Below are 21,083 nucleotides of genomic sequence, written 5' to 3' on the forward strand. Positions count from 1 at the left end.
CTATGCGGTCCGTGAAACCGTTTTCAGCAAAGGCAGCGCCTAAGAGAAAAAGCAAAGCGTCCGGACGAGGTCCGGGAGGGCGGGGGCAAGCATCCTATGCGACCCCACGCCGCAGTCGCGATCCTTTCTCTAGAACAGCGCTCCGGACGGTTGGTTCCGCGCAGGTCGATAGCCGGCTATCGACTTCTCCGCTCAGCAGCCTGCGAGCTGGGAGAGCTCAACGTCCAACCCGGCATCGCGCATCTGCGCAAGCTTGTACCTGAGCGTGCGCGCGCTGATGCCCAGGCGCTCGGCAGTCTCCTTGCGGCGGCCACGTTCAGCCTTGAGGGTATCGAGGATCACCTGGAATTCCCTGTCGCGCAGATCGGCGTCCAGCGGCCGCACGGCCTCGCTGGTGGAAGCATCCGCCGGAGGCGTGGTGGCAGACGCCAGGGTTACGCCGGTCGACAACCAGTGCAGCCCGAAATCCTCGGCCTGCACCTGCTCACCCGGCTGCAGGATAAGCGCACGCTGCACGGCATTATCCAGCTCGCGCACATTGCCCGGCCAACTATGCTCGGCCAGGGCCTGACGCGCGGCAGCGCTCAGCGTCGGCACCGAGCGGTTCATCCGCGCGGCTTGCACCACCAATAGACGCTCGGCCAGCGGCACAATATCGGCCGGCCGGTCGCGCAGCGGCAACCAGGCCAGCGGAAACACCGATAGCCGATAGAAGAGATCTTCGCGAAAACGCCCGGCGGCGGCCTCCTCCGCGAGCTTGCGGTTGCTGGTGGCTACCACGCGGATATCCAGCGCCAACGGCTTGCGTGCCCCAATCCGCTCCACCTCACGCTCCTGCAGCACCCGCAGCAGCTTGGCCTGCAGGCCCAGGGGCATCTCGGAGATCTCGTCCAGCAACAGGGTACCGCCCTGGGCCAGCTCGAACTTGCCAGGCTGGGCGGCGATGGCACCGGTGAAGGCGCCCTTTTCATGGCCGAAGAGAATGGCCTCGAGCAGATGATCGGGAATGGCCGCGCAATTGACCGCCACGAAGGGGCCTTCCGCCCGCGCCGAGTGATCATGGATGAAGCGCGCCAGCACCTCCTTGCCGGTGCCGGATTCACCAGTGATCAACACCGTGGCATCGCTCTGGGCCACCCGGCGGGCCAACTCCAGCAGTTGCCGGCTCTGGGGGTCGACCGCCACCGGCTGCCGATCACTGGGCGCTCGCCGCCCCTGAGGACAGCAACGCGCCAGGGTCTCCAGCAGCAGCCGTGGTTCGAAGGGCTTGACCAGATAATCCGCCGCGCCGCCGCGCATGGCCTCGACGGCACGTTCGATGCTGCCGAAGGCGGTCATCAGCAGCACCGGCAGCGCCGGATCGCGCAGCCGGATGCTGGCCAGCAACTGATGGCCGTCAATGCCCGGCATGTTGACGTCACTGATCACCAGCCCAAAGGATTCCTCGGCCAGCGCCAGCAGCGCCCCCCAACCACTGTCCACGGCGCGGTAGCGATAGCCGCCGAGTTCCAGGGTATCGGCCAGGGCTTCGCGCAGGGCGCGGTCGTCTTCCACCAACAGGATGGGCAGGGTCATGCCACAGCCTCCTCATTTGCCAGCAGAGGCAGGACGAAGGTCACCAGGGTGCCGCGGCCCAGTTGCGAGCGCACAGTGAGCCGCCCGCCGTGGGCCTTGGCCATCGCCAGGGCAACCGGCAATCCGAGACCGGTACCGGTGGTCTTGGTGCTGAGAAAAGGCTCACCCAGACGCTGCCGGACCGCCGAAGGAATACCTGGCCCGGTATCGCTGATCGCCAGGCGTAACTCGGCATCGCGGCGATAGAGGTGCACCTTGAGCCGCGCCGACCGGCCACTGCCAGCCATGGCCTGCACGGCGTTGTGAATGAGATTGAGGGCTGCACCAACCAGCATGTCGCGATTGCAGGCGAGCAGACCGCTGCCCGCATCGAGTTGCCAGCGCACCGGACAATTGCCGAGATGGGGCGCGGCCGCGTCACGCAAGGCCGTGAACAGCGCCTGGGGCGCCAGTCGATCTGCCAGGGGCAACTCACCCCGGGCGAACACCAGCATGTCGCGGACCTGATTTTCCAGCTCGTGCAGCCGCTCCTTGAGCCGGCCGGCGAAGCGCTGCTGCTGCTCCGCTGCCAGACCGCCCTCTTCCAGATGACTGGCATAGAGCAGCGCCGCGGTGAGCGGCGTACGGATCTGATGAGCCAGCGAGGCCATGGTCCGGCCTAGCGCCGAGAGACGCTCGTGGCGGGCCAGCTCGCCCTGCAGATGACGCGTTTCGGTCAGGTCGTTGAGCAGCACCAGTTGCCCGGGTTCGCCATCCAGCGAGCGGATGGCAATGGACAGGCGCCTACCGTCGCGCAGGGAAACCTCATGGCCATCGTCATGGCGCGGGGCAAACGCCCGGGCGATCACCGTACGCCATAGCTCTCCCACCAACGGCTCGCCGAGCAGGGCCACGGCGACCGGATTTCCATCCCGCACCCGTCCGGCGCCATCCAACACCACGATGCCGGCGGGCAGCACATCGAGCAGGTTCTGCAGGCGACTGGCCAGGCGCTCCTTTTCCGCCAACTCCTGCAAGCGCTGGGCGGATACCCACTCCAGTTCACCCTGCAGCGAATTCATCCGGGCTTCGAGCAACTGGAAGGATTCGCTCAGCTGGCGCGACATCTGTCCCAGGGCCTCGCGGGCCTGCGCCGAGGCGGAGGCCTCCGCGAGGGTATCGGCAGGGACGGAGGAAGAAAGGGCTTGCGCAGGCATCGACTTAGGCTCGCGACGGACAATTGACATTGTCCGGACTGGAGCAAGACCCATGCCGTCCCTGGGTCGGGGTGCCGTAGCGTGGAAAACGGCACAGCCTTTTCCACTTGCCACGCTGGAAAAAGAAGGTGGATGAGGCTGAGCCGTCATCCACCCTGCCTCTACATCAGGGCGCCTGGCATCGCTGCGTAGGTTGGGTTGAGACGGCATTATCGTCGAAGCCCAACAGGCTTGGCCGAGTTGAGCATCGTTGGGCTTAGCTGCGCTCAACCCAACCTAAAAAGCGCCTACTAGATCTCTTCGTCGAACTCGTCGTCGCGACGGCCCATGCCGTATTTGCGCATCTTCTCGACCAGGGTGGTCCGGCGGATCCGTAGCCGTTCCGCAGCGCGCGCCACGACGCCACCGGCATCGTCCAGCGCCTGCTGGATAAAGCTCTTTTCCAGGTTGGCCAGGTAGTCCTTGAGATCCAAGCCCTCGCTGGGCAGCAGCGCCGACGATGACACCTCGACGGTCCCGATCCCGGCCATGGCCTCGCGCTCCTGCAGCTCCTCGCGCAGCGACTCCACCATGGGATCGGCTTCGTCCTCCACATAGCGGAACTTGAGTGGCAACTCGGCCACGCCGATGACGCCGTAGGGATGCATGATCGCCATGCGTTCCACCAGATTGGCCAATTCACGGACGTTGCCTGGCCACTCATGACGGCACAGCGACATGATGGCCGCCGAGTTGAAGCGGATGGAGCCGCGCTTCTCGTGCTCCATGCGCGCGATCAGTTCGTTGATCAGCAGCGGGATGTCCTCACCCCGTTCGCGCAGCGGCGCCATGTCGATGGGGAAGACGTTGAGGCGGTAGTAGAGGTCTTCACGGAAGGTGCCCGCGGCGATCATCTGCTCCAGATTCTTGTGGGTCGCGGCGATGATGCGCACGTCCACGCTCTGGGTCTTGTTGCTGCCTACCCGCTCATAGGTCCGCTCCTGCAGCACCCGTAGCAGCTTGACCTGCATGGGCAGCGGCATGTCGCCGATCTCGTCGAGGAACAGGGTGCCGGTGTTGGCCAGTTCGAAGCGACCGGCGCGGCTGGTGATGGCGCCGGTGAAGGCACCCTTCTCATGGCCGAACAGTTCGCTTTCCAGCAACTCGGCGGGAATGGCGCCGCAGTTGACCGGCACGAAGGGTGCCTCGCGGCGCTTGGAGTGGAAGTGCAGGTTGCGCGCCACCACCTCCTTGCCAGTGCCGGATTCGCCCAGGATGAGCACCGTGGCCTCGGTATCGGCCACCTGCTGCATCATCTTGCGCACGCCCTGAATGGCGCGGCTGGTACCTACCAGACTACGGAACAGCTCGGGCTCGCGCTGTCGGCCCCGGTCCCGGGCCTGGTCGTACATCTCCCGATAGACCTGGGCGCGATGCAGGGAATCCAGGAGCTTGTTGTAGGCCAGCGGATACTGGAGAGAAACCAGTACCCGCCGACGTACGTCGTCCGGCCACTCCGGTTGCGCCGCTTCGCCCAGCAGCAGCAGCGGAACCATCTCGTCCCAGGCCACCACCTGCTTGAGCAGCTCGACGCTGTTGCCGCGACTGTCGACGCGCCCGACCAGCACGCAGCTGACCTGCCGACTGCTGTCGAGCGCTTCGAGGGAGGACTGCCAATCGGAACTGGTGCAGGCGAGATGAGCCTCGCCGAGAAAATCGAGAATGACCGATACCGCCTTGCGCCGCTCGGCTTCATCGTCGATCAGAAGGATCTTGGTTTCACGCCACATGTCCCTGCCCCAATTCGGCTTGTCGGTTCGCTACGCGCAGGTGTCGCCTGCATCCAAGTGCCAACTGGTCGGCATCTTGCGCAAGTTAAGACAAATTGTGATGCGGGGTCAATTTTATGGCGGCGAAATATCGAAACTTGGAATTACCGTCCAACAGATGACAGTCAACCGAACAGTTGATAGACCTTGGCCGCCTGATTCGACTTATTGAGCTTGGTCAGCTCCTGGGCGGTGGCATCCCGCTCTGCCTTGCAGCTCTGCAGCATGGAGGCATAGAGCGCCAGCAAGCGTTCGAGACTGGCGCGCAGGGCTACGGCTTCATCGCCCGTGGCATAAACCGCTTCGTCGACGAACAGCCGGCAATCCAGATCCAACTCGGCGATCCGCGTCCAGTCTCCCGCCTTGAGTGCAGCGGCCATCTGCTCATAGACGAGCTCGACACGTTCCACCGGGGTCTTTTGCATGGCGACGTTCATCGGTCGACTCCAGATCAGGGGGCAATGGCATCCCAGCCGGATTTGATCTCGCGGATCAGGCCGGATACTTCTTCCAGGATAACAGGATCATTGTTGCGGTTGGCTTCGCTGAGCCGGCGGATCATGTAGTCGTACAGGCGATCCAGGTTAGTCGCGATCTCGCCACCCTGCTCGAAATCCAGAACGTCCTTCAAGCCGGCGATGATAGATACGGTCTTGCCGATCAGCTCACCCTTCTCCGGCAGCCAACCCCGCTCAAGGGCACCTTGAGCCTTGGCCAGACGATCCAAGGCGCCCTGCATGAGCATCTGGATCAGCTGATGGGGACTGGCTTCGAACACCTGCGCCTGCAAACCGACTTGCTGGTATTGGCGCATGGCCGTCATTGCGTTCATGTCACAACCTCTGTGTGTTTCCGATAGTTCTTTATCGGTCGTCACAGGCAGAACTTGACGCCTGATCCGGCAAATTCTCTAGTGTCAGGAGCTCTTGGTCGCGAACGGCATGGACGCCAGCGAAGAGGCAAGCTGGGACGCCGTGCTGGACAGCTGGGAGTAGGTTGCATCCATAGCATTGTACTGTTTGTACAGACGGTCCTGGAGCGAGGTCATGCGCGTATTCAGCGCCGTCTGCTGCTGAGTGACCTTCTTGCGCACGTCACTCAGGGCCGAGGTCCGCTGCTCGAGAATACCGCCCGCCTGGGTATAGACGTCGAGTTTTCCCTTCATCCGCGCAGCCAGACCATTGTCACCCGTGAAAAAGCCTGCCAGGTCAGAAAAATTACCGCTTACCATCTTGCCCAGCTTGGTGTCGTCTATGGCGAGCGTGCCATCCTTCTGGGTCGTGATGCCCAGATCGGCCAAGGCCTTGATTGACCCCGTCCCTTGCATGTTCACCAACTCATTGCGGATGGTGCTAGTAAGCGTTCGAGTGGTGGCATCCCCTACCAGCGCACCGGTGATGGGAGCGCTGTTTTCGCCTACCGTAGTGACAGCCGTCTGCGTCTTGATAACGCCCATTAGCTTGTTATAGGCATCGACGAATTTCTTGACGTTGCCCTTCACCCCGGCTTCGTCCTGGCTAACCCCTACGGTTATGGGAGCATCCTTGTCCGTCTTGGTCTTGAGCGTGAAGCTGACGCCCTCGATGGCATCGTTGACGGTGTTGGTCTTGCTGGTGACTTGCAAGCCGTCCACCGTCATGAGGGCACTCTGCGCCCTGGTCAACATCCGTGCGGCGGCCGGATCACTTGGCGTCGGCGGGTCGGCCACAGAGCTGTCGGTAGGCTTGGCAGACGGCGTGAACTCCAGCTTGGAAAGACTTTGGGTACCGCTGCCGTCGTCTCCTGAGACCGACACCGCAATGTCATTGCCGTCACCCGATTGAGTGCTGCTCAGTACCAGGCGTGCACCTTGGGTATCGCTGACGATGGTTGCGCTAAGGCCTTGAGATTTACCCGCCGTATTGATGGCGTCGCGAATACCCGCCAACGTGTTGTTGGTGGAGTCAATCTTGATACCGGGGATCGAGGTACTACCAACCTTGATGTCCAGGGTACCCTGACTGAACTTGTCCTTAGCGCTCACGGCTCCCAGGGCGACCTTGCTATTTGCGGCCAATTGCTTGACCTCGACCTGGTAACTACCCAGGCCGGCACTCTGGCTGGCGGTTGCCGTCAACACATCCGATTTTGACGTGCTGACAGTACGGGCCAGAAAGCTGGAGGGGCTATTGAGCGTGGTCAGAGCGCTCTGGAAATCGCTGATCGCGCTCTTGAGCGAACCGACGGCCGTGAGTTGCGCCACGGCCTCGTTTTCGGTCTTGGTGATCTGATTCTGCTTGGGTGCCTTTTCTGCCGCCACCATCGTTTTGACGATGGTGTCGATGTCGAGGCCTGAGCCGCCGATACCAGATATGCCTGCCATGTCTTCAATCTCCCCCGCCAACGTTTCGTCGTTGTGGATCCCGGATTACAAGATCCGTGCCGCTCAGGCTTTGGCCTCAAACATCAGGCTACGGAAGTCGTCGAGTTGCTTGGACAACTTCAACACCTCCTCCGTAGGAATCTGTCGTACCAACTTGCCTGACTCGCCGTCGATCACCTTAACCACGACCTCGCCGGTGGAGTCGTCCACCTGGAAATCGAGATTACGACGATCATTCTGTAGCTTTGATTTCAATCCGGAAACGGCGCTGTCCACGTCGTCCTGGTTAACCCCTGCAGCCGACTGTTGGGTTTTGTCCTGCTCAGTGGCCGCAGATTTTTCCGAAGACGAAACGGCAGCTATCCCGCTTCCTCCCGAATTGGCGCCAGAGGCGGGCACCGCGGCAAAACCCGATGTTTTGACGATGTCCATGTTTTGTCCTCACAACGGATGAAAGGGAGAAGAGGCGTCCCTCTTCTCCCTGCCTTACCTAGCCGATCATCTGCCTTACTGGAGCAGGCTGAGTACCGACTGAGGCAGCTGCTTGGCCTGGGCCAGAATCGCGGTACCGGCCTGTTGCAGAACCTGGTTCTTCGACAGGTTGGCGGTCTCCTGGGCGTAGTCGGTGTCTTTGATCCGGCTACGAGCGGACGAGGCGTTTTCCGAGATGTTGGTCAGGTTGCTGATGGTGTTGTCGAAGCGGTTCTGCACGGCACCGAGGTCGGCACGCTGGCTGTCGATGTTGGCCAGGGCCTGGTCGATGACGGACAGCGCTTTCTGAGCACCGTCGGCAGTGGAGATGTCGACATCGGAGACCTTACTCAGCTCGGCGGTTTTCTTGCCGAATACGTCCGCAGTAGCGCCGGTCAGCGCAAAGGTGGTCGGGGAGTCCAGTTTCACGTAGCCGGTTGCGGTACCACCGTTGGCATGGATATCGGTCGCGGCGCTGAATTTTCCGTCGGTACCCTGAGATGCGACCTTGAAGGTAGCGTTCGCACTGTTGGTGTCGCCACCAAACTTGATGTTCTCGCCCGAAGCAGAAGTAATGGTCAGCTTTTTGCTGTCCTTATCATAGTTCGCCGTGACGCCGAGCTTGCTGGCGTTGGAGTTGATCTGTGCGGCCAGCTCCTCGGTGCTGGTAACACCCACCAGGTCGACAGAGTTGTCGCCAACCGTCATCTTCATGTTGATCGAGCCGCTGGTAACGGCGACTTCAGCCTGAACTACGGTACGAGCAGAAGCTGCCAGGCCGGGAATCTTGCCATCGAACTTTTCGGCCAGACTCTTGGCGCTATCGGTAGTGGCGATAGTCACGCTTTCGGACTTGCCGCCGCCAACTACGTTGATGGTGCCGCTGGAGAAGACAGCGCCACTACCGGTGGTCACCTTACCCGTCTTGGTAGTGCCGTCGGCACCCTCGGTGGTAGCACCACCACCGATCTGATAGGAACCCAGAGCGGTCGAGGAAGTGTCTTTCAGCGTGATGTCGATGGTTTCGTAGGCATTGGAACCGATCTGGAAGCTGGTGGTCCCGAAGGAGCCATCGAGCAGCTTGCGGCCACCAAAGGTGGTGGTATCGGCGATACGGCTCAGCTCGGACTGCTGCGCGGAGACTTCTTTCTGCAGGGCAGCACGGTCAGCGTCACTGTTGGAACCGTTGGCGGACTGTACGGCCAGGTCGCGAATACGCTGCAGGATGTTGGTCGACTGCTGCATGGCACCTTCAGCGGTCTGCGACAGAGAGATGCCATCATTGGCGTTGCGAGTGGCCTGGTTCAGACCATTGATCTGGTTGGTCAGACGGTTGGAGATCTGCAGGCCGGCGGCGTCGTCCTTGGCACTGTTGATACGGCTACCGGTGGACAGGCGCTGCATGGAAGTGGACAGCGCGTTCGAGGAAGCTTGCAGGTTACGCTGGGTGTTCAGAGAAGCAATGTTGGTATTGACGGTAAGGGCCATGGTGGCGTCCTCCAGTAGAACCGTGTGTGCCTGAGCATGCGAACGGGGCCTGCTTGCTCAGGCGCCCCTGCATTTCGCATTCGTCTTGTTTATCGGCGTGGACTCAGGAAGCTTTAATTTTTTCTTTCACTTCCTCTTGCTTTTTTGCGAGGAAGAAAAAAGGGAAGCCGTAGCTTCCCCCTGAGTACGATCTACCTTCGTATCGGCCAACAGGCCTCTAACTTGAATCAGCTTGGCAACCAGGCCGCCTGCCAGTCCAGAACACCCTTCTCGTCCAATAACCAGTTGCCCATGACCTGGGCGCGCAGTCTCTGTCCCGCTAGCCGGCTGGCAGGAAGGTCACCCACCTGAGCGCGGATGGCTTCCACCCAATTCTTGTAGCGGTTCTTGACGCGAACCACGTCTAGGCTCCCGGCGTAGGCACGTACGTCGCTGCACACCACCGGATAGCCACAGGCTCCATACTCAAGCAGCCGCAAATTGCTCTTACAGGCGTTGAATACATTGTCCTCCAAAGGTGCAATGGCCAGATCCAGAGCAAGGTCGGCGAGACGCTGGGGATACTGCTCAATCTGTACCCCATGGTGAAATTCCTTCACATAGGCTCGCAGGCTTTCAGGGCAATAGCCCAAGAATATCCAGTCGACCTCGTTCGCGAGATCTCGAACCACATCGTGAATCAATTCGAGATCCCCCTGATGCCCAATGCCTCCCGCCCACCCAACCCGTGGACGTGAAGAAGCGGCCTTGTGCGGTGTGAGGTTTCCCCACCATTTGATGGGCAAACGGTTGTTGACCACTCTGATGTCAGAGTGCAGATCTCCAAATTGCTCGGCCAAGGCGTCAGTGGAGACGACGAAGCGATCCACCAGAGAGAGTGCTCTGCGCAAAGATTTCAGGACATCCTTGGGCATATGCTCTCGGTGGACGCTCTTTAGCGGCAAATTAGGCAGGTAGTCATCCAGCTCGAAGACGCGAAACGCGGTCGAGTACCTTTTGAGCCTTTGAATCATATTTATCTGCTCATCCAGTATCTGTCGCTGCAAAACTATCGTATCGGGCGCAATCCGGTCGATTTCCGCCGGGGAAAGGATATCTGCGCCTATACCACCTTCAATCAGCGCACGTTCACGGAGCGCTTCGAAGGGTTGATAAATCCGATAGTGACCACAACCGCTGTCGTCAGCCGGTATCGCCAAGATACGCGGGCTGAGTGAGGTGACCAGTGGCTTCCAACCTGCCTCCCGGGGATCGAGCTCGAAACCTGGCTTCGTCAGCGCCAGGTTCCGGTTGTAGCTGGGATCGTTGGCAATCACAGGCAGCCATCGGTCATACATCGACAATTGCTCAGCGGTAAATCTAGTGACCTTTTCCGACTGGCTGCTCTTGTCGACTTCCCGCTGACTGACACTTCCCTCGTGCATGAGAACCGCATAGGGCGTCCAGACACAGAGATAGCCAGCTTGGCGTATCTTCAGACAGAAATCGACGTCGTTGTAGGAAACACGAAAATCGCCTTCATCAAGTCCACCAACTTCGAGATACAACGAACGCGGAACCATGAGGCACGCAGCTGTTACCGCCAGATAGTTTTGATCGACTACCATACGATGCATGTAACCGGGATCATCCGCTGGCAGGCCTATGAAGGCATGATCGGCTGGTCCATCCAGCCCCAGCACAACACCCGCGTGCTGGATACGTCCATCGGGAAAATGCAGCTTGGCTCCTACCACCCCGACCTCGGGGCGCCTGGCGTGGTTGAGCAATGCCTGTATCCAGTCCGGCTGAATCACCTCGGTATCGTTATTGAGCAAAATCAGATAGTCGCCGGTGGAGTGCGCGACGGCGAGATTGTTCATTGCCGAATAATTGAAAGCCTCAGGATAGTCGATTACTCGCAACTGTTGCGTCTTGAGATCTCGTATTCCCTGAAGCCACTCGCAGGTGGCCGCATCGGTGCTTCCATTGTCTACAATGATGATTTCATAGTTGGGATAGGAAGTCTTCTCGAAGATACTTTCAATACAACGACGCAAATAGAACAACTGATCCTTGGTCGGTATGATTAGACTGATCTTCGGTTCGCCGGAATAGCCATAGGCCACTCTATTTATAACCGAAAGTGCGCCAGCATATATTTCATGGGGAACATTCAGCCGTCCCAGATGACGACTCACCACAGGAGCTATAAAAGGTTGTACATCAGGGCGCGAAACCCACTCACCGAAAGAGCAATGAGCATGTATCAGCACTTCCGGTATATGTCCAACGGCATCGAGGCCATAGATTTCTATCACCCGAAAAGCAAAATCATACGGACCCAGCTGACCGATATCGTCAGCAAATCCCTGCAGGTCGAGATAGCTCCGGGCGGCGACAGCCACTCGCGGACCGAGATAAGGATAGCTGCGCAACAGATCCAGATTGATGTTCGGCTTGAACAGCGGGTTGGTGTACCCCCCCCCTTTGACCTGAACGTCTTCATCGACATAGCAGAACTGCCAGCCAGGATGCTGCTGAACATGTTCAGCGATCAACAGACAGGCATGCTCCGCCAAGACGTCGCCGACCTCCATGACCATGAACCAGTCCGCGCCGGTGGACTCGAGCACCTGAGCTAAACCATACCAGCTATCCACAGGCTGCCATTGGTCAGCGGTAGTCGGGGTCGGTCCTTGACCCTCTACAGCCATGACCACCACGCCTGCTACGGGATAGAGCTGACTTCCAATGCTAGAGAGGGTGCGCGCTAGGAGTTCGACGTCCAATACGTTGCCATGTAGCACGGCAAGCATTTGCGTACGAGGTTCGCTCCCGGCAGCCCGGCCGGCGATCAACGCCTTCTGCTCGACACCAAAACGTCGTGGAGAACTCCAGGCCTGGTAGTCGGTAAGCGACTCAGCCAAGTCGTCGGTGAGACGTACCACATGAGGGAACGGCCTTTCAGCCTGATCGGAGTCGACAACCGATAGCAGTACCTCAACCTCATCAAAGGTGCCCGCAAGTGAAATGGAGCCAACCAGTCCTTGCATCCCTGGAAAGCTGCCATTACAGAAAATACCTACTTCCGCGCGCCCTTGGGCGTCAGGCGCGAAGAAAATATCAAAAGCCTGCGTCGCCTCAGCAATCTCGAATCGCTGCTCAAGGACCAGCCCATTGACGGTAAACGTCAAGCCAACTGGAAAATGGCTGTAGTTTTTTTGGTCAAGAGCAGCCAGATGTAGCCGCAACCGCCCTCTTCCATACCAGTCACTTCGGATATCCGAGGTAATACTCAACCTGGATTCTTCGCCGAAGAGATAATGCACGCTGCCGACCAGCTTTGTGACCCCTGGCCCTGGCGTAACGTACAGTGAATTCGTTGGTTCAGGTCCAGGCGTCGTCAACGAATGCCACCACACTTGCATTGCTGCTTCGCTCAGTTGCGAACGCAAGTGCGCGACTTCGCACATCAGTGCATCGTAAGTCACCAGTTGCCAGCAGGTTCTACCAAGTACCTTGAACAACCGCTTACGCAACCAGGCTGCCTCTCCGCCGTCATCCATAGCGGTATCGACCGCAGCAGAGAGGGTATGACGTCTACCGCGGAAGGTGCCTTTACCGCTTTCCGCCAGCGCTACCGATAGCGGATGGAAACTACCTGGCTGCATCCAGGAATGACCTTCAAGCAGCAGGAAAAGCCCCGTCTTTCCGCCTTGCTTCTCCAATACATTCGTCCATTGGAGAAGGCTTGAGTAGGAGTTGACACCCGCTCTATCAATCACCTGCCCAATCAATACCACATGGGCACTCGGCCATTCTTGGGTGACATTTTCAACCAATAGCAGCGATCGTTGTTCGTCATAGCCGTTGATGACGACGGTTACACGGGGAAGATTAGCTATAGCGGATGCTACTCTTTGAGTGGACAGGCCATCTTGATAACGGCCATGAAGTGCCTGAGTTCGCTCCACTTGAGCTTTGCGGCAACGCCTTTCATGAGCGCCGAAGACATCCCCTAGCAAACTCAGGAACTCATCGTCATCCTGAAACTCCAGCCCTATATCCCGCCAGGCATTACCAGGCGCCGAAGGATTGTATTCCCAGTGTTCTACCCGCTTTTCACTGGAGTACAACAAAATCGGTCGATCCAGCGCCATGAACTCAAACAGCAGCGAAGAGCGATCGGCAACCAATATATCCGCTTCGGCAAAGCTATCAGCAATACTGGCTTCAGGATCGTCGATCAATTCGACCAGCGAATCGGACGCTGCCTGCATCCGCCATACGGCCATTAAATTGCGGAAGCGTTCCTTCTCGACGACAAAGGCGTGCTCGTATTGAACGATCGCAGGATGAGGCTTGATAATAATTCTTGCAGTCGGAAAGACTTGGCGTATGAGTGGCACAAGTCTTTCACCGAAATAGACTGCAGCACTGAGTTCCGGATTATACGTAGGGGCGAATAGAATAGTCGGACAGTCGCGGACTGGTACTCTTTTCGGCAACCGGAAGACCTGATCTACCCAGGCATTGCCGGTTAGCAAAAATCCTTGGCGTGGGCGGACTCCAGATAGCAGCGTATCCTCTATGTCCCAAGCGCTGCCGCACATGTAATCAGCTAGATTGTATTGCGGTTCGGCGTAGCCATACCGCGTGACAGAACCATGCCGCATGGCGACAAGCGTTGCTCCATGGGCATCGCAGTAGTCGCGCCAAAATTCCACAGACCAACCATCGGCCACCGCGATGACGTCGGGCCGCCAAGCCATCACCTCAGCGATATCCAGGCTCAGCAGGCTCTTCTCAAAACATGCTGACAGTGGTCTTAGCGAGCGAAAGTGGAACGGCATGCTGCCATAACAGGCCACCCTCAGGCTGGAATGAGGCTTTTCGACGGGCTTGGGCAGCAGTTGCCTGAACACATAAAGAATGCTCGTCTGCTGATAATTGTCCATTGTCAGCAGGGGGTGACGAGATGAAAGCTCGAACCCTAAAGAGCGAACCAGCGCCAGGTAGGAAGACTCGGTCCGGTACACAGCCTCGTAGCTATCGGTAACCAGCGTGACTGAGGAGTCAGCGCCTACCAGCACCGAATCCTTGAGTATCAGGATGCCATCGTCGCTCAGTACTTCAGCAGCCCGTAGCAATACTCGAGCTGCACTCAGATCATCGGTGATGGTCGTGAGTACCCCCATCAGGCTGACCGCCTCGAATCTTTCCGACCTCCCGAACTCGAAGATGTCTACCGCTTCAAACTGAACGTTCGCCGCTCCGATCTTGGCTGCCTGATCGCGGGCCTGCCGAATGAGTTCCGACCCAAGGTCAATACCCTTTACCTTTGCTACCTTCTGCGCATAGAGCAAGGAAAACTGGCCATCTGCACAGCCTATGTCGAGTAGCCGGTCGCTTGGTTCAAGCAACGGTAAAACGGCGCTCGAAATAACTTCTCTTTGCCGCTCGTAGAGCAGCTCCGGCCCTATCTGACCCCTTTGGGTCGCTGACCGAAATTGCCGCGCCTTAATCCCCTGGGACGCTTTTTTCATACTATTTCCATCCACCGGTCATGACCCTTCTAGCCATGTCTAGATCTGCGACGGTATCTATGTCGAAAGCGTCCAATTCATAGGCAGGTAGCGGCAGATAAGGCTCAAGCGCCTGATACACGTAAATCGGCTGATCAACGACAGTGCTGGGCTCGAGTATCGCTATGCCCGTCCACTCCCATTCGTGATACGGTTCTCGCGTGAAAGCCTGAACAAGCGTATTTTCCTGATTCAGGACTACTCTGACACCATCGCTGGTTGTATAACTAGAAACGCCCACCAGTTGATTATATTGTTCGGCAGCCTTTATAAAATCCCTAAAGCTATCCGGTCTCACCACAGTATCGGCATCCACTACCAAGAATCTTTCGTGCAGATGCCGAGCAACTCTGAATATGCTTTGCAGCGTATTGGTTCGCGCAAAGTCGGGATTACGAACGATAATTATATTTGGCCGGAGCGCCAAGGCATGAGCAATAACGTCTTCTTCCTGAAAGCCTACGACAAGCCATACGAAAGGAACATCGACCAAGCGCTCGAGATGATAGTCGAGCAGGGTGCGCCCTGCCACCTCTACCAAACACTTCGGCCTATTCAAACCTAAGCGAGACCCTATACCAGCAGCACTGATCACAACATGTTCAATAGGCGGCATAGGGCAGTCCGGTCATAAATTACAAAATCACTTAGCTTTACCAGAAGTGCGGTCGGCGGATGAGTTCCACCATAGGCGATTCGCCAATCCGCCGCCTCGAACATGGGCACATCGTTCATGCCATCGCCTACTGCAATGATGCGGTCGTACTGCCTACGCAGCTCTGCCACTACATCACCCTTATGCAGAATATGATCTATCCCGACCAGCTTTCCATTGTCATCGAGCTTAGCTCTCGAGGCAAAATTGCGGATACCCAGTCGATCAAGAACCGGTTTGACCCAGATATCCAAATTTCCCGTTATCACGTAACAATCTTCAGGACGACTCGCGATAAATGAAAGTATTTCAGCGTCGAAGTCAACACTATGCTCCAGCGTCTGGTGTATCCATTCGATATTAGCGTCCTTCAGCAAGCGGACCCGCAACTTGAACGATTTGTCAAAAGGCAACACGCCGTCGATTGTGGCCTGCGTTAGCAGCGAGATCTCATCCTCGAGCCCCACGGTTGCAGCGATGAGAGGGAGAAGCTCCTGGCGGGTCAAGGTGCCGTCGAGATCGAAGCAGTAAGCTGTCCTCACTGCTGTACATCCTTCATGGAAAGAATCAGGTAGTACTGACGGGTTTCGACTCGTTTCTCCAGACTATCCTCAAACAGGAACCCTTCCTGGTCGACTGCCAGAGTGCCCGCTGGAAAAGCCTGAGACAACAGCACCTTGAGCTCGTCCAACGTTCGATAAATGGCGGAATAGCGGTCTTGCAGCTCTGAAGAAAAAAAGGCATCCAAGGTCAGACGCTTTTCCAGAGCGATTGGCTCGCGAAGATAGAAGCGAGTAGCAGATGAGCAGAGCGACCCGAGATCGGTCAACATTTTTAGACAATCGGCGTCGTTCAAATAGATCAGCAGACCCGACACGATAAGCAGATCATAAGGCGGTGTTAGTTCAAGCCGAGTGCTGTCGATGGCGGTCGCCGACATGGTCTGGAACTTGAGTCGTCGGTATCCGCGTTCCAGGGCTCCCTCATGCGCCTTGGCAATGAGAGAAGACGAGAAGTCGATACCGAGATAGTCGATCTCCGGATGGCGGTCTGCCAGGTACCATCCCCACCGGCCTATACCACAACCAATATCCAGCACCGACCTGGGTGCGGGGCTGCAGAGCGCCATACCGATGGCAGCTTTTTCAGCTTCGTCACGGTAAGCAACCAGTCCGGGATCATTGTCTTGATACATGGTTGCGCTTAGAGCGTTCTGATAATGCTGACGCCCGCGCCGCTCAAAAAAGGCCTGAGTGGCAGCATAGTCAATTTCAACGATTTCGCCCTGCACCCGCTGCCCATCTCTCAACGTCTTGGCCTCACCTAATCAGTCTGCAATCCCAGAAATTAGCCTAGCGCTCCAAAGCATGCGAGGGCCTTTGCTCACAGGTAATTGAACAAACTCAACTGCGATACCTTCACAAAGCTCTGCTGCGTCGCCTGCAGAACCGTATTCTGCAAGGCATAGCGGGACAAAGCCTCAGCATAGTCCAGATCCTGAAGATCCGACTGCACCGACTTATTGACCAGGCTGACGTCGGCGATGAAGTCGCTGGTGGAGTCGATGACGTTGAGGCGTGCGCCAACTTTGCCGCGGATGCCATCGACCTGGGTATAGGCCGTATCGAGGTTGCTCAGGGCTACTGCAGCGCTGTCGCGCATCTTGTACACGCCCTCGGTGCTGCCATCGCCGCTCTCCAGGGCCTTGCGCAAGTCGGACACCACATTGAGCAGGCTGCGCTTCTCGTTGTCGGTGTCGCGGGTGATCTTGAACTCGTCACCGGCTGCGGGCACACCATCAATCTGCACCTTGACGCCTCCAAAGCGGATGACGTCGCTGGTAGAGGGATTGCCATCCACGCTGTCCGCCTTGAGCTGGCCAGCTGGCGGATTGGTCGGATCGTAGGCCGCCCATTCGGCCGCCGTAGGTGCCTTGGACAGGTCATAGATGACGTACTTCTTGTCATCGAGGAAATGGATACCGATACCGTCGGCAGCGACCGGCGGCGTGCTGGCGGGAAAAGTGTCGTCGTAGGCCTTCTTGTCTTCTACAAGGCCCAGCGAGATCCGCCCGGTACCCGTGTTGCCAGCTGTTGGCGCAGTCTTGACGCGATTGGCGTTGAAGTTGTTCTCGAAGGCGTCCTTGCCGCTGTCGCTGATGGGCACGAAGGTGGAGCTGGCGATCTGCACGCTGCGCTGGCCTTCGTCGCCGTTGTAGCTGTAGGTGCCGTCGGCATTGCGCACATAAGGCTGGGTGTCGCCCATGGAGCCGGAGAACAGGTATTTGCCGCTGGCGTCCTTGCTGTTCATTAGGTTCATCAGCTCGTCTTCGCGCTGACCGACCTCCTTGGCCAGGGACGCACGGTCGGTCGGATCCAAAGCGCCGTTGCCCGCCTGGACGGCGATCTCGCGGATGCGCGTCAGCACCGTTTCCACCGAGGTGAGCATGGCTTCCCCGGTGTTGAGGCTGTTCTTGGCGGCGGTCATGCCGGTGTTGTACTGACCGTTGAGCGCCTCTTCCTGGCTCAGTTGCAACAGCTTGATCGACGCTACCGGATCGTCCGCCGGAGTGAGGATCTTCTTGCCGGTGCTGATCTGCTCCTGGGAGCGACTGACATCGCCATAGTTGTTCTGCAGGCCGCTGATGCCGTTGTTGAACGCCTGGACGGTAGAGATGCGCATGGGCGGGTTCCTTATCTGAAGGCGCCGATCAGGGTGTCGAACAGCGACTGGGCGATCTTGATGACCTGCGCCGAGGCGCCGTAGTACTGCTGGAACTGGACGAGCTTGGCCGCCTCTTCATCCAGGTTCACCGCGGACAGGGAATCGCGATTGTCTTCCGACTGCTTGAGCACGGTCTCGCTGGCGGCCGAATCCACCCGCACCTGGGCAGTCAGGGTACCGACCCGCTCCACCAGGCCGCCGTAGGCATTGTTGTAGGTGGTACCGGTGGTGCCATAGCCGCCCATGGTGGTCTTGGTCTGCAAGGCCACCAGGTTCAGGGCATTGCGGTTGTCCGAGACAGCGCCACTGTTGGCGCCCAGGGTGAAGCTGTCACCATCCTGCGGGACGCCGCTGACGTTGAAGTCGTAGCTGTAGCTGTTGTTCGTGTTCGGGTCGGTGTATTGCAGCCGTAGCGTATTGGTCTGGCCCGAGGTCAGGCCGGTAGTGGACGGCGAGACGTAACTCAGGCTCGCACCGGTAGGCAGGGTCCCGGTCAGGTTGCCGGCGGCAGCACTGAAATTCAGCTTGATGCCGCCATTACCAAACAGCCGTCCCAGGTCAGCGGTACTGACCGGCGAAGGCGCATTCTTGAGATCGGGCTGGGTAATGGCCCCCGTACCGCGGTTGTTGGTGGTGCTGGCGGCCTTGGCGGTTCCGGCGAAGCCCAGCTGGCTGGATTGGCTCAGATCCACGCTCATCTGCGCCGCGCCGCGGCGAGTGGGTTGGAGGCTGAAGACGTCGCCCGCCTGGGCCTTGTTCAACTCGGACGCGGTGAACTGCACCTTGAAGCCCTGATCGGTGCCCTTGGCATCGGCGAAGGTCAGGGTGACCGGATCGGTCCCGCTCCGGGTTACGGAAATGCTGGTGCTGTCGCTGATGCGCAGCGCCTTGAAATTGGTGCCGTCGAAATCCAGCCGGTAGTCGCTTGGATTGAGCTTGGCGGTATCGGTGATGTTGAGTGTTGCGGTAGCCGAGCCGAAGTTGGTCGACCGCCCCATGACCCGCAGGCCGGTGCTCTGTCCACCGTTGACGTCGCTGAACAGCGCCGAACCGGCATTGCCGGCCAGGTCCAGACCCTGCCCCAGCTGCTTGTTCAGGGTATCGGTCAGAGTCAGCGCCAATTGACCCAGGCTGTTGAAGGCATGGTCCAGCGCCGTGTCCCGGTAGGACAGCAGGCCCCCCATCTCACCGCCCCTGACCTGCGAAGTGATGATCTGCGAGGTACTGCCCGCCGTCAGGGTGACCTGATAGCGCGACGGATCGTCGTTGCCCGGCTGTGCGGCCAGGGTCGAGACGTTGCTGCCGACCACCAGTGGCTGACCGGTCCCCACGAAGAGATTCAGCGAGCCATCGTCCTGACTGATCACCTGCAGACCGACCATGCCGGACAGCTGCTTGATGGCCTGGTCGCGAGAATCGATCAGATCGTTGGGCGCCGCGCCCGCCGCCTTGGAGCGGGCAATGGCATCGTTCAGGCTGCCGACGCTCTTTGCCAGGGAATTGATCTGGCCGGTGAGTGCCGACAGCTGATCGTTGATCTGGCTATTCTGCTTGTCGATCTGGTCGTACAGGGTATTGAAGGATTTGCTCAGGCCCTGCGCCTGGGCGAGCACGGCCTCCCGCGCCGGGACCGAGGACGGATCCTGGGAGGCGGTCTGCAGGGTGGCGAAGAACTTCTGCATGGCCGGCGTGATACCGGTCGTGTTGTCGGACAGCAGGCCGTCGAGCTGGGAGATCTGGCTCTTGAAAGCCTGCAGCTCACTGTTCTGGCTGTTGGCCGTGCGCACCTGACTGGTGAGGAAATCGCTGGCGAGACGACGTACGTCCACCGTCTGGGAGCCGGAGCCCACATAACCCGAGCCGTTGAACTGGGCGATATTGGTCTGCTGAATGGCCTCCTGCCGCGAATAGCCAGGCGTGTTGACGTTGGCGATGTTGTGGCCGGTAGTGGTCAGAGCATTCTGCGTGGATCTCAGGCCCGACAGACCAATGGAAAGTAGATCAGCCATGGCTCACCTCAACCGCGGGACGGACTGGTGCCCAGGGAGGCAACCGTCTGATAGGTGTTCATGTTGCGGGCGATCTGGATCACCTTGCGTGCGTATTGCGGATCGGTGGCATAACCGGCCTGCTGCAACCCCTGCATGAAGCGCTCGGAATTGCCGTTGGTGGACAGCGCCTTGTCGTAGCGATCATTGCTCTGCAGGAAGTTCACGTAGTCGTGGAAGCTGTCGGCGAACGAATCGTAGGTGCGAAACTTCGCGGTCTCGGTCACCGCCTTGCCGTTGACGAACTCCTGGGTCACCGCGGGGGCGCTGCCGCCATCCCAGCCGTGGGACTTGATGCCGAACAGGTTGTTGCTGTTGCTGCCATCGGCCTGCTTGACCATGTGCTTGCCCCAGCCGGTTTCCAGCGCCGCCTGGGCGACCAGGTACTTGGGATCCACGCCCAGGCGCTTTGCCGCGGCCTCGGCCATGGGCATCATGGTGTCGACGAATTCCTGGCGGGTACGGAAACGGGTCTTGCCGGTAGCGGCGGTGCTGTCCACGCTGGCGACGGCCTCAGTTGCGGCCGCCGGCTTACTGCCGGGTTGCGTGGCCTGCTGGCGCCAGGCGCTCTGGGCGGCCGCGACTTCCTGGAAGCTCTGCTTGAGGGCAGCGCCCTGCTCAGCCGCGCCGGAAATGTTGGCGGCGGTACGCTCGGCCAGTCGCCCGGGCAAGGCAAGCCGGCGCGAATTGAGCGCGCTGGAATCGTCACGCCCGGACGCTACCGCATTGGTCGGCTTGAGGCCGTGGCTCGCCACGTCGTTGAGCTTGGCGTTGCGGCCAGCGGCCAGCTGGCCGTCGGTGGGCGCAGCCTGGCCAACCTGAGCGAAGGGATTGGGGCGGGTCGACGGCTGGGCGGTCTTGCTCAGCTGACGCTCCAGGACATTGGCCAGGCCGATACCGCCGCCATCCCGGGACAGGGAGACGGCCAACTGCTGGTCGTACATGTCCTGGTACTGCTTGGTGGTCTCGCTGGAAAAGGGGCTGTCCTTGTCCGCCAGCGCCTGGTTGGCGCTGCGCATGGACTTGAGCATCTGGTTCAGGAACAGCGACTCGAATTCGCCCGCGACTTTCTTGACGTTTTCCGCGCTGTCGCGATCCTTCCCCTTCATCTGGGCCAACCGATTCAGGTCGGTGAAGGCCCCCGAATCCTTGACGTTGCCGTAGTTGCCACCCAGACGAGATTCCATCG

General features: G+C 59.1%; 15 protein-coding genes. All 15 read right to left on the reverse strand.

All coding sequences use genetic code 11. The features are described from left to right. Nucleotides 1-192: 192 nt before the first annotated feature. On the reverse strand, nt 193-1,575 hold the full coding sequence (locus APT59_RS15010; RefSeq protein ID WP_059315596.1) for a sigma-54-dependent transcriptional regulator: 1,383 nt from the start codon (nt 1,573-1,575) through the stop codon (nt 193-195). Beyond that, nucleotides 1,572-2,771 (reverse strand): sensor histidine kinase, encoded by a 1,200-nt coding sequence (locus tag APT59_RS15015; RefSeq protein WP_059315597.1) that lies wholly within the window; start codon nt 2,769-2,771, stop codon nt 1,572-1,574. Before APT59_RS15015 ends, APT59_RS15010 begins: the two co-directional genes overlap by 4 nt. Before the next feature lie 290 nt (nt 2,772-3,061). Further along, nucleotides 3,062-4,540, reverse strand: coding sequence for a sigma-54 dependent transcriptional regulator (locus APT59_RS15020; RefSeq protein ID WP_059315598.1), 1,479 nt, complete (start codon nt 4,538-4,540; stop codon nt 3,062-3,064). A 164-nt stretch (nt 4,541-4,704) separates the two neighbouring features. Beyond that, a complete protein-coding gene (locus APT59_RS15025) occupies nt 4,705-5,016 on the reverse strand; it encodes a flagellar protein FliT (RefSeq protein ID WP_059315599.1) in 312 nt (103 codons plus the stop codon). Nucleotides 5,017-5,030: 14 nt separating this feature from the next. Continuing rightward, complete coding sequence (gene fliS / locus APT59_RS15030) at nt 5,031-5,411, reverse strand: flagellar export chaperone FliS (RefSeq protein ID WP_027601660.1); 381 nt, start codon at nt 5,409-5,411, stop codon at nt 5,031-5,033. Nucleotides 5,412-5,495: 84 nt separating this feature from the next. Continuing rightward, entirely contained in the window at nt 5,496-6,941 is a 1,446-nt protein-coding gene (fliD, locus tag APT59_RS15035) for a flagellar filament capping protein FliD (protein ID WP_059316917.1), read from the reverse strand. Between the two features lie 63 nt (nt 6,942-7,004). Then, nucleotides 7,005-7,373 (reverse strand): flagellar protein FlaG, encoded by a 369-nt coding sequence (locus tag APT59_RS15040; RefSeq protein WP_082696367.1) that lies wholly within the window; start codon nt 7,371-7,373, stop codon nt 7,005-7,007. Between the two features lie 75 nt (nt 7,374-7,448). After that, the gene (locus APT59_RS15045; RefSeq protein ID WP_059315600.1) at nt 7,449-8,900 is read right to left on the reverse strand and encodes a flagellin; all 1,452 of its coding nucleotides are present in this window, start codon (nt 8,898-8,900) and stop codon (nt 7,449-7,451) included. Between the two features lie 227 nt (nt 8,901-9,127). Next, complete coding sequence (locus APT59_RS15050) at nt 9,128-14,428, reverse strand: glycosyltransferase (RefSeq protein WP_059315601.1); 5,301 nt, start codon at nt 14,426-14,428, stop codon at nt 9,128-9,130. A 1-nt stretch (nt 14,429) separates the two neighbouring features. Further along, nucleotides 14,430-15,083: an NTP transferase domain-containing protein gene (locus tag APT59_RS15055; RefSeq protein ID WP_059315602.1), complete on the reverse strand. Its 654-nt coding sequence runs from the start codon at nt 15,081-15,083 to the stop codon at nt 14,430-14,432. Then, nucleotides 15,059-15,628 carry an HAD-IB family phosphatase gene (locus tag APT59_RS15060; protein WP_237140524.1) on the reverse strand — a complete coding sequence of 190 codons (570 nt, stop codon included), beginning with the start codon at nt 15,626-15,628 and terminating at the stop codon, nt 15,059-15,061. The genes APT59_RS15055 and APT59_RS15060 overlap by 25 nt, the downstream gene beginning before the upstream one ends. Nucleotides 15,629-15,660: 32 nt before the next feature. Further along, on the reverse strand, nt 15,661-16,413 hold the full coding sequence (locus APT59_RS15065) for a class I SAM-dependent methyltransferase (protein WP_237140525.1): 753 nt from the start codon (nt 16,411-16,413) through the stop codon (nt 15,661-15,663). 92 nt (nt 16,414-16,505) lie between these two features. Continuing rightward, complete coding sequence (gene flgL, locus APT59_RS15070) at nt 16,506-17,804, reverse strand: flagellar hook-associated protein FlgL (protein WP_059315605.1); 1,299 nt, start codon at nt 17,802-17,804, stop codon at nt 16,506-16,508. Between the two features lie 11 nt (nt 17,805-17,815). Then, a complete protein-coding gene (gene flgK, locus APT59_RS15075) occupies nt 17,816-19,855 on the reverse strand; it encodes a flagellar hook-associated protein FlgK (protein ID WP_059315606.1) in 2,040 nt (679 codons plus the stop codon). A gap of 8 nt (nt 19,856-19,863) precedes the next feature. Beyond that, nucleotides 19,864-21,081, reverse strand: a complete 1,218-nt coding sequence (flgJ, locus tag APT59_RS15080; protein WP_059315607.1) for a flagellar assembly peptidoglycan hydrolase FlgJ — start codon at nt 21,079-21,081, stop codon at nt 19,864-19,866. Nucleotides 21,082-21,083 lie beyond the last annotated feature (2 nt).

The organism is Pseudomonas oryzihabitans (assembly GCF_001518815.1).
GTDB classification, from domain to species: Bacteria; Pseudomonadota; Gammaproteobacteria; order Pseudomonadales; family Pseudomonadaceae; genus Chryseomonas; species Chryseomonas oryzihabitans_E.

Bases quoted from the DNA above. Each gene is read 5' to 3' on its own strand.
- APT59_RS15010 (WP_059315596.1), bottom strand. From the start codon at position 1,575: ATGACCCTGCCCATCCTGTTGGTGGAAGACGACCGCGCCCTGCGCGAA.
- APT59_RS15015 (WP_059315597.1), bottom strand. From the start codon at position 2,771: ATGCCTGCGCAAGCCCTTTCTTCCTCCGTCCCTGCCGATACCCTCGCG.
- APT59_RS15020 (WP_059315598.1), bottom strand. From the start codon at position 4,540: ATGTGGCGTGAAACCAAGATCCTTCTGATCGACGATGAAGCCGAGCGG.
- APT59_RS15025 (WP_059315599.1), bottom strand. From the start codon at position 5,016: ATGAACGTCGCCATGCAAAAGACCCCGGTGGAACGTGTCGAGCTCGTC.
- fliS (WP_027601660.1), bottom strand. From the start codon at position 5,411: ATGAACGCAATGACGGCCATGCGCCAATACCAGCAAGTCGGTTTGCAG.
- fliD (WP_059316917.1), bottom strand. From the start codon at position 6,941: ATGGCAGGCATATCTGGTATCGGCGGCTCAGGCCTCGACATCGACACC.
- APT59_RS15040 (WP_082696367.1), bottom strand. From the start codon at position 7,373: ATGGACATCGTCAAAACATCGGGTTTTGCCGCGGTGCCCGCCTCTGGC.
- APT59_RS15045 (WP_059315600.1), bottom strand. From the start codon at position 8,900: ATGGCCCTTACCGTCAATACCAACATTGCTTCTCTGAACACCCAGCGT.
- APT59_RS15050 (WP_059315601.1), bottom strand. From the start codon at position 14,428: ATGAAAAAAGCGTCCCAGGGGATTAAGGCGCGGCAATTTCGGTCAGCG.
- APT59_RS15055 (WP_059315602.1), bottom strand. From the start codon at position 15,083: ATGCCGCCTATTGAACATGTTGTGATCAGTGCTGCTGGTATAGGGTCT.
- flgL (WP_059315605.1), bottom strand. From the start codon at position 17,804: ATGCGCATCTCTACCGTCCAGGCGTTCAACAACGGCATCAGCGGCCTG.
- flgK (WP_059315606.1), bottom strand. From the start codon at position 19,855: ATGGCTGATCTACTTTCCATTGGTCTGTCGGGCCTGAGATCCACGCAG.
- flgJ (WP_059315607.1), bottom strand. From the start codon at position 21,081: ATGGAATCTCGTCTGGGTGGCAACTACGGCAACGTCAAGGATTCGGGG.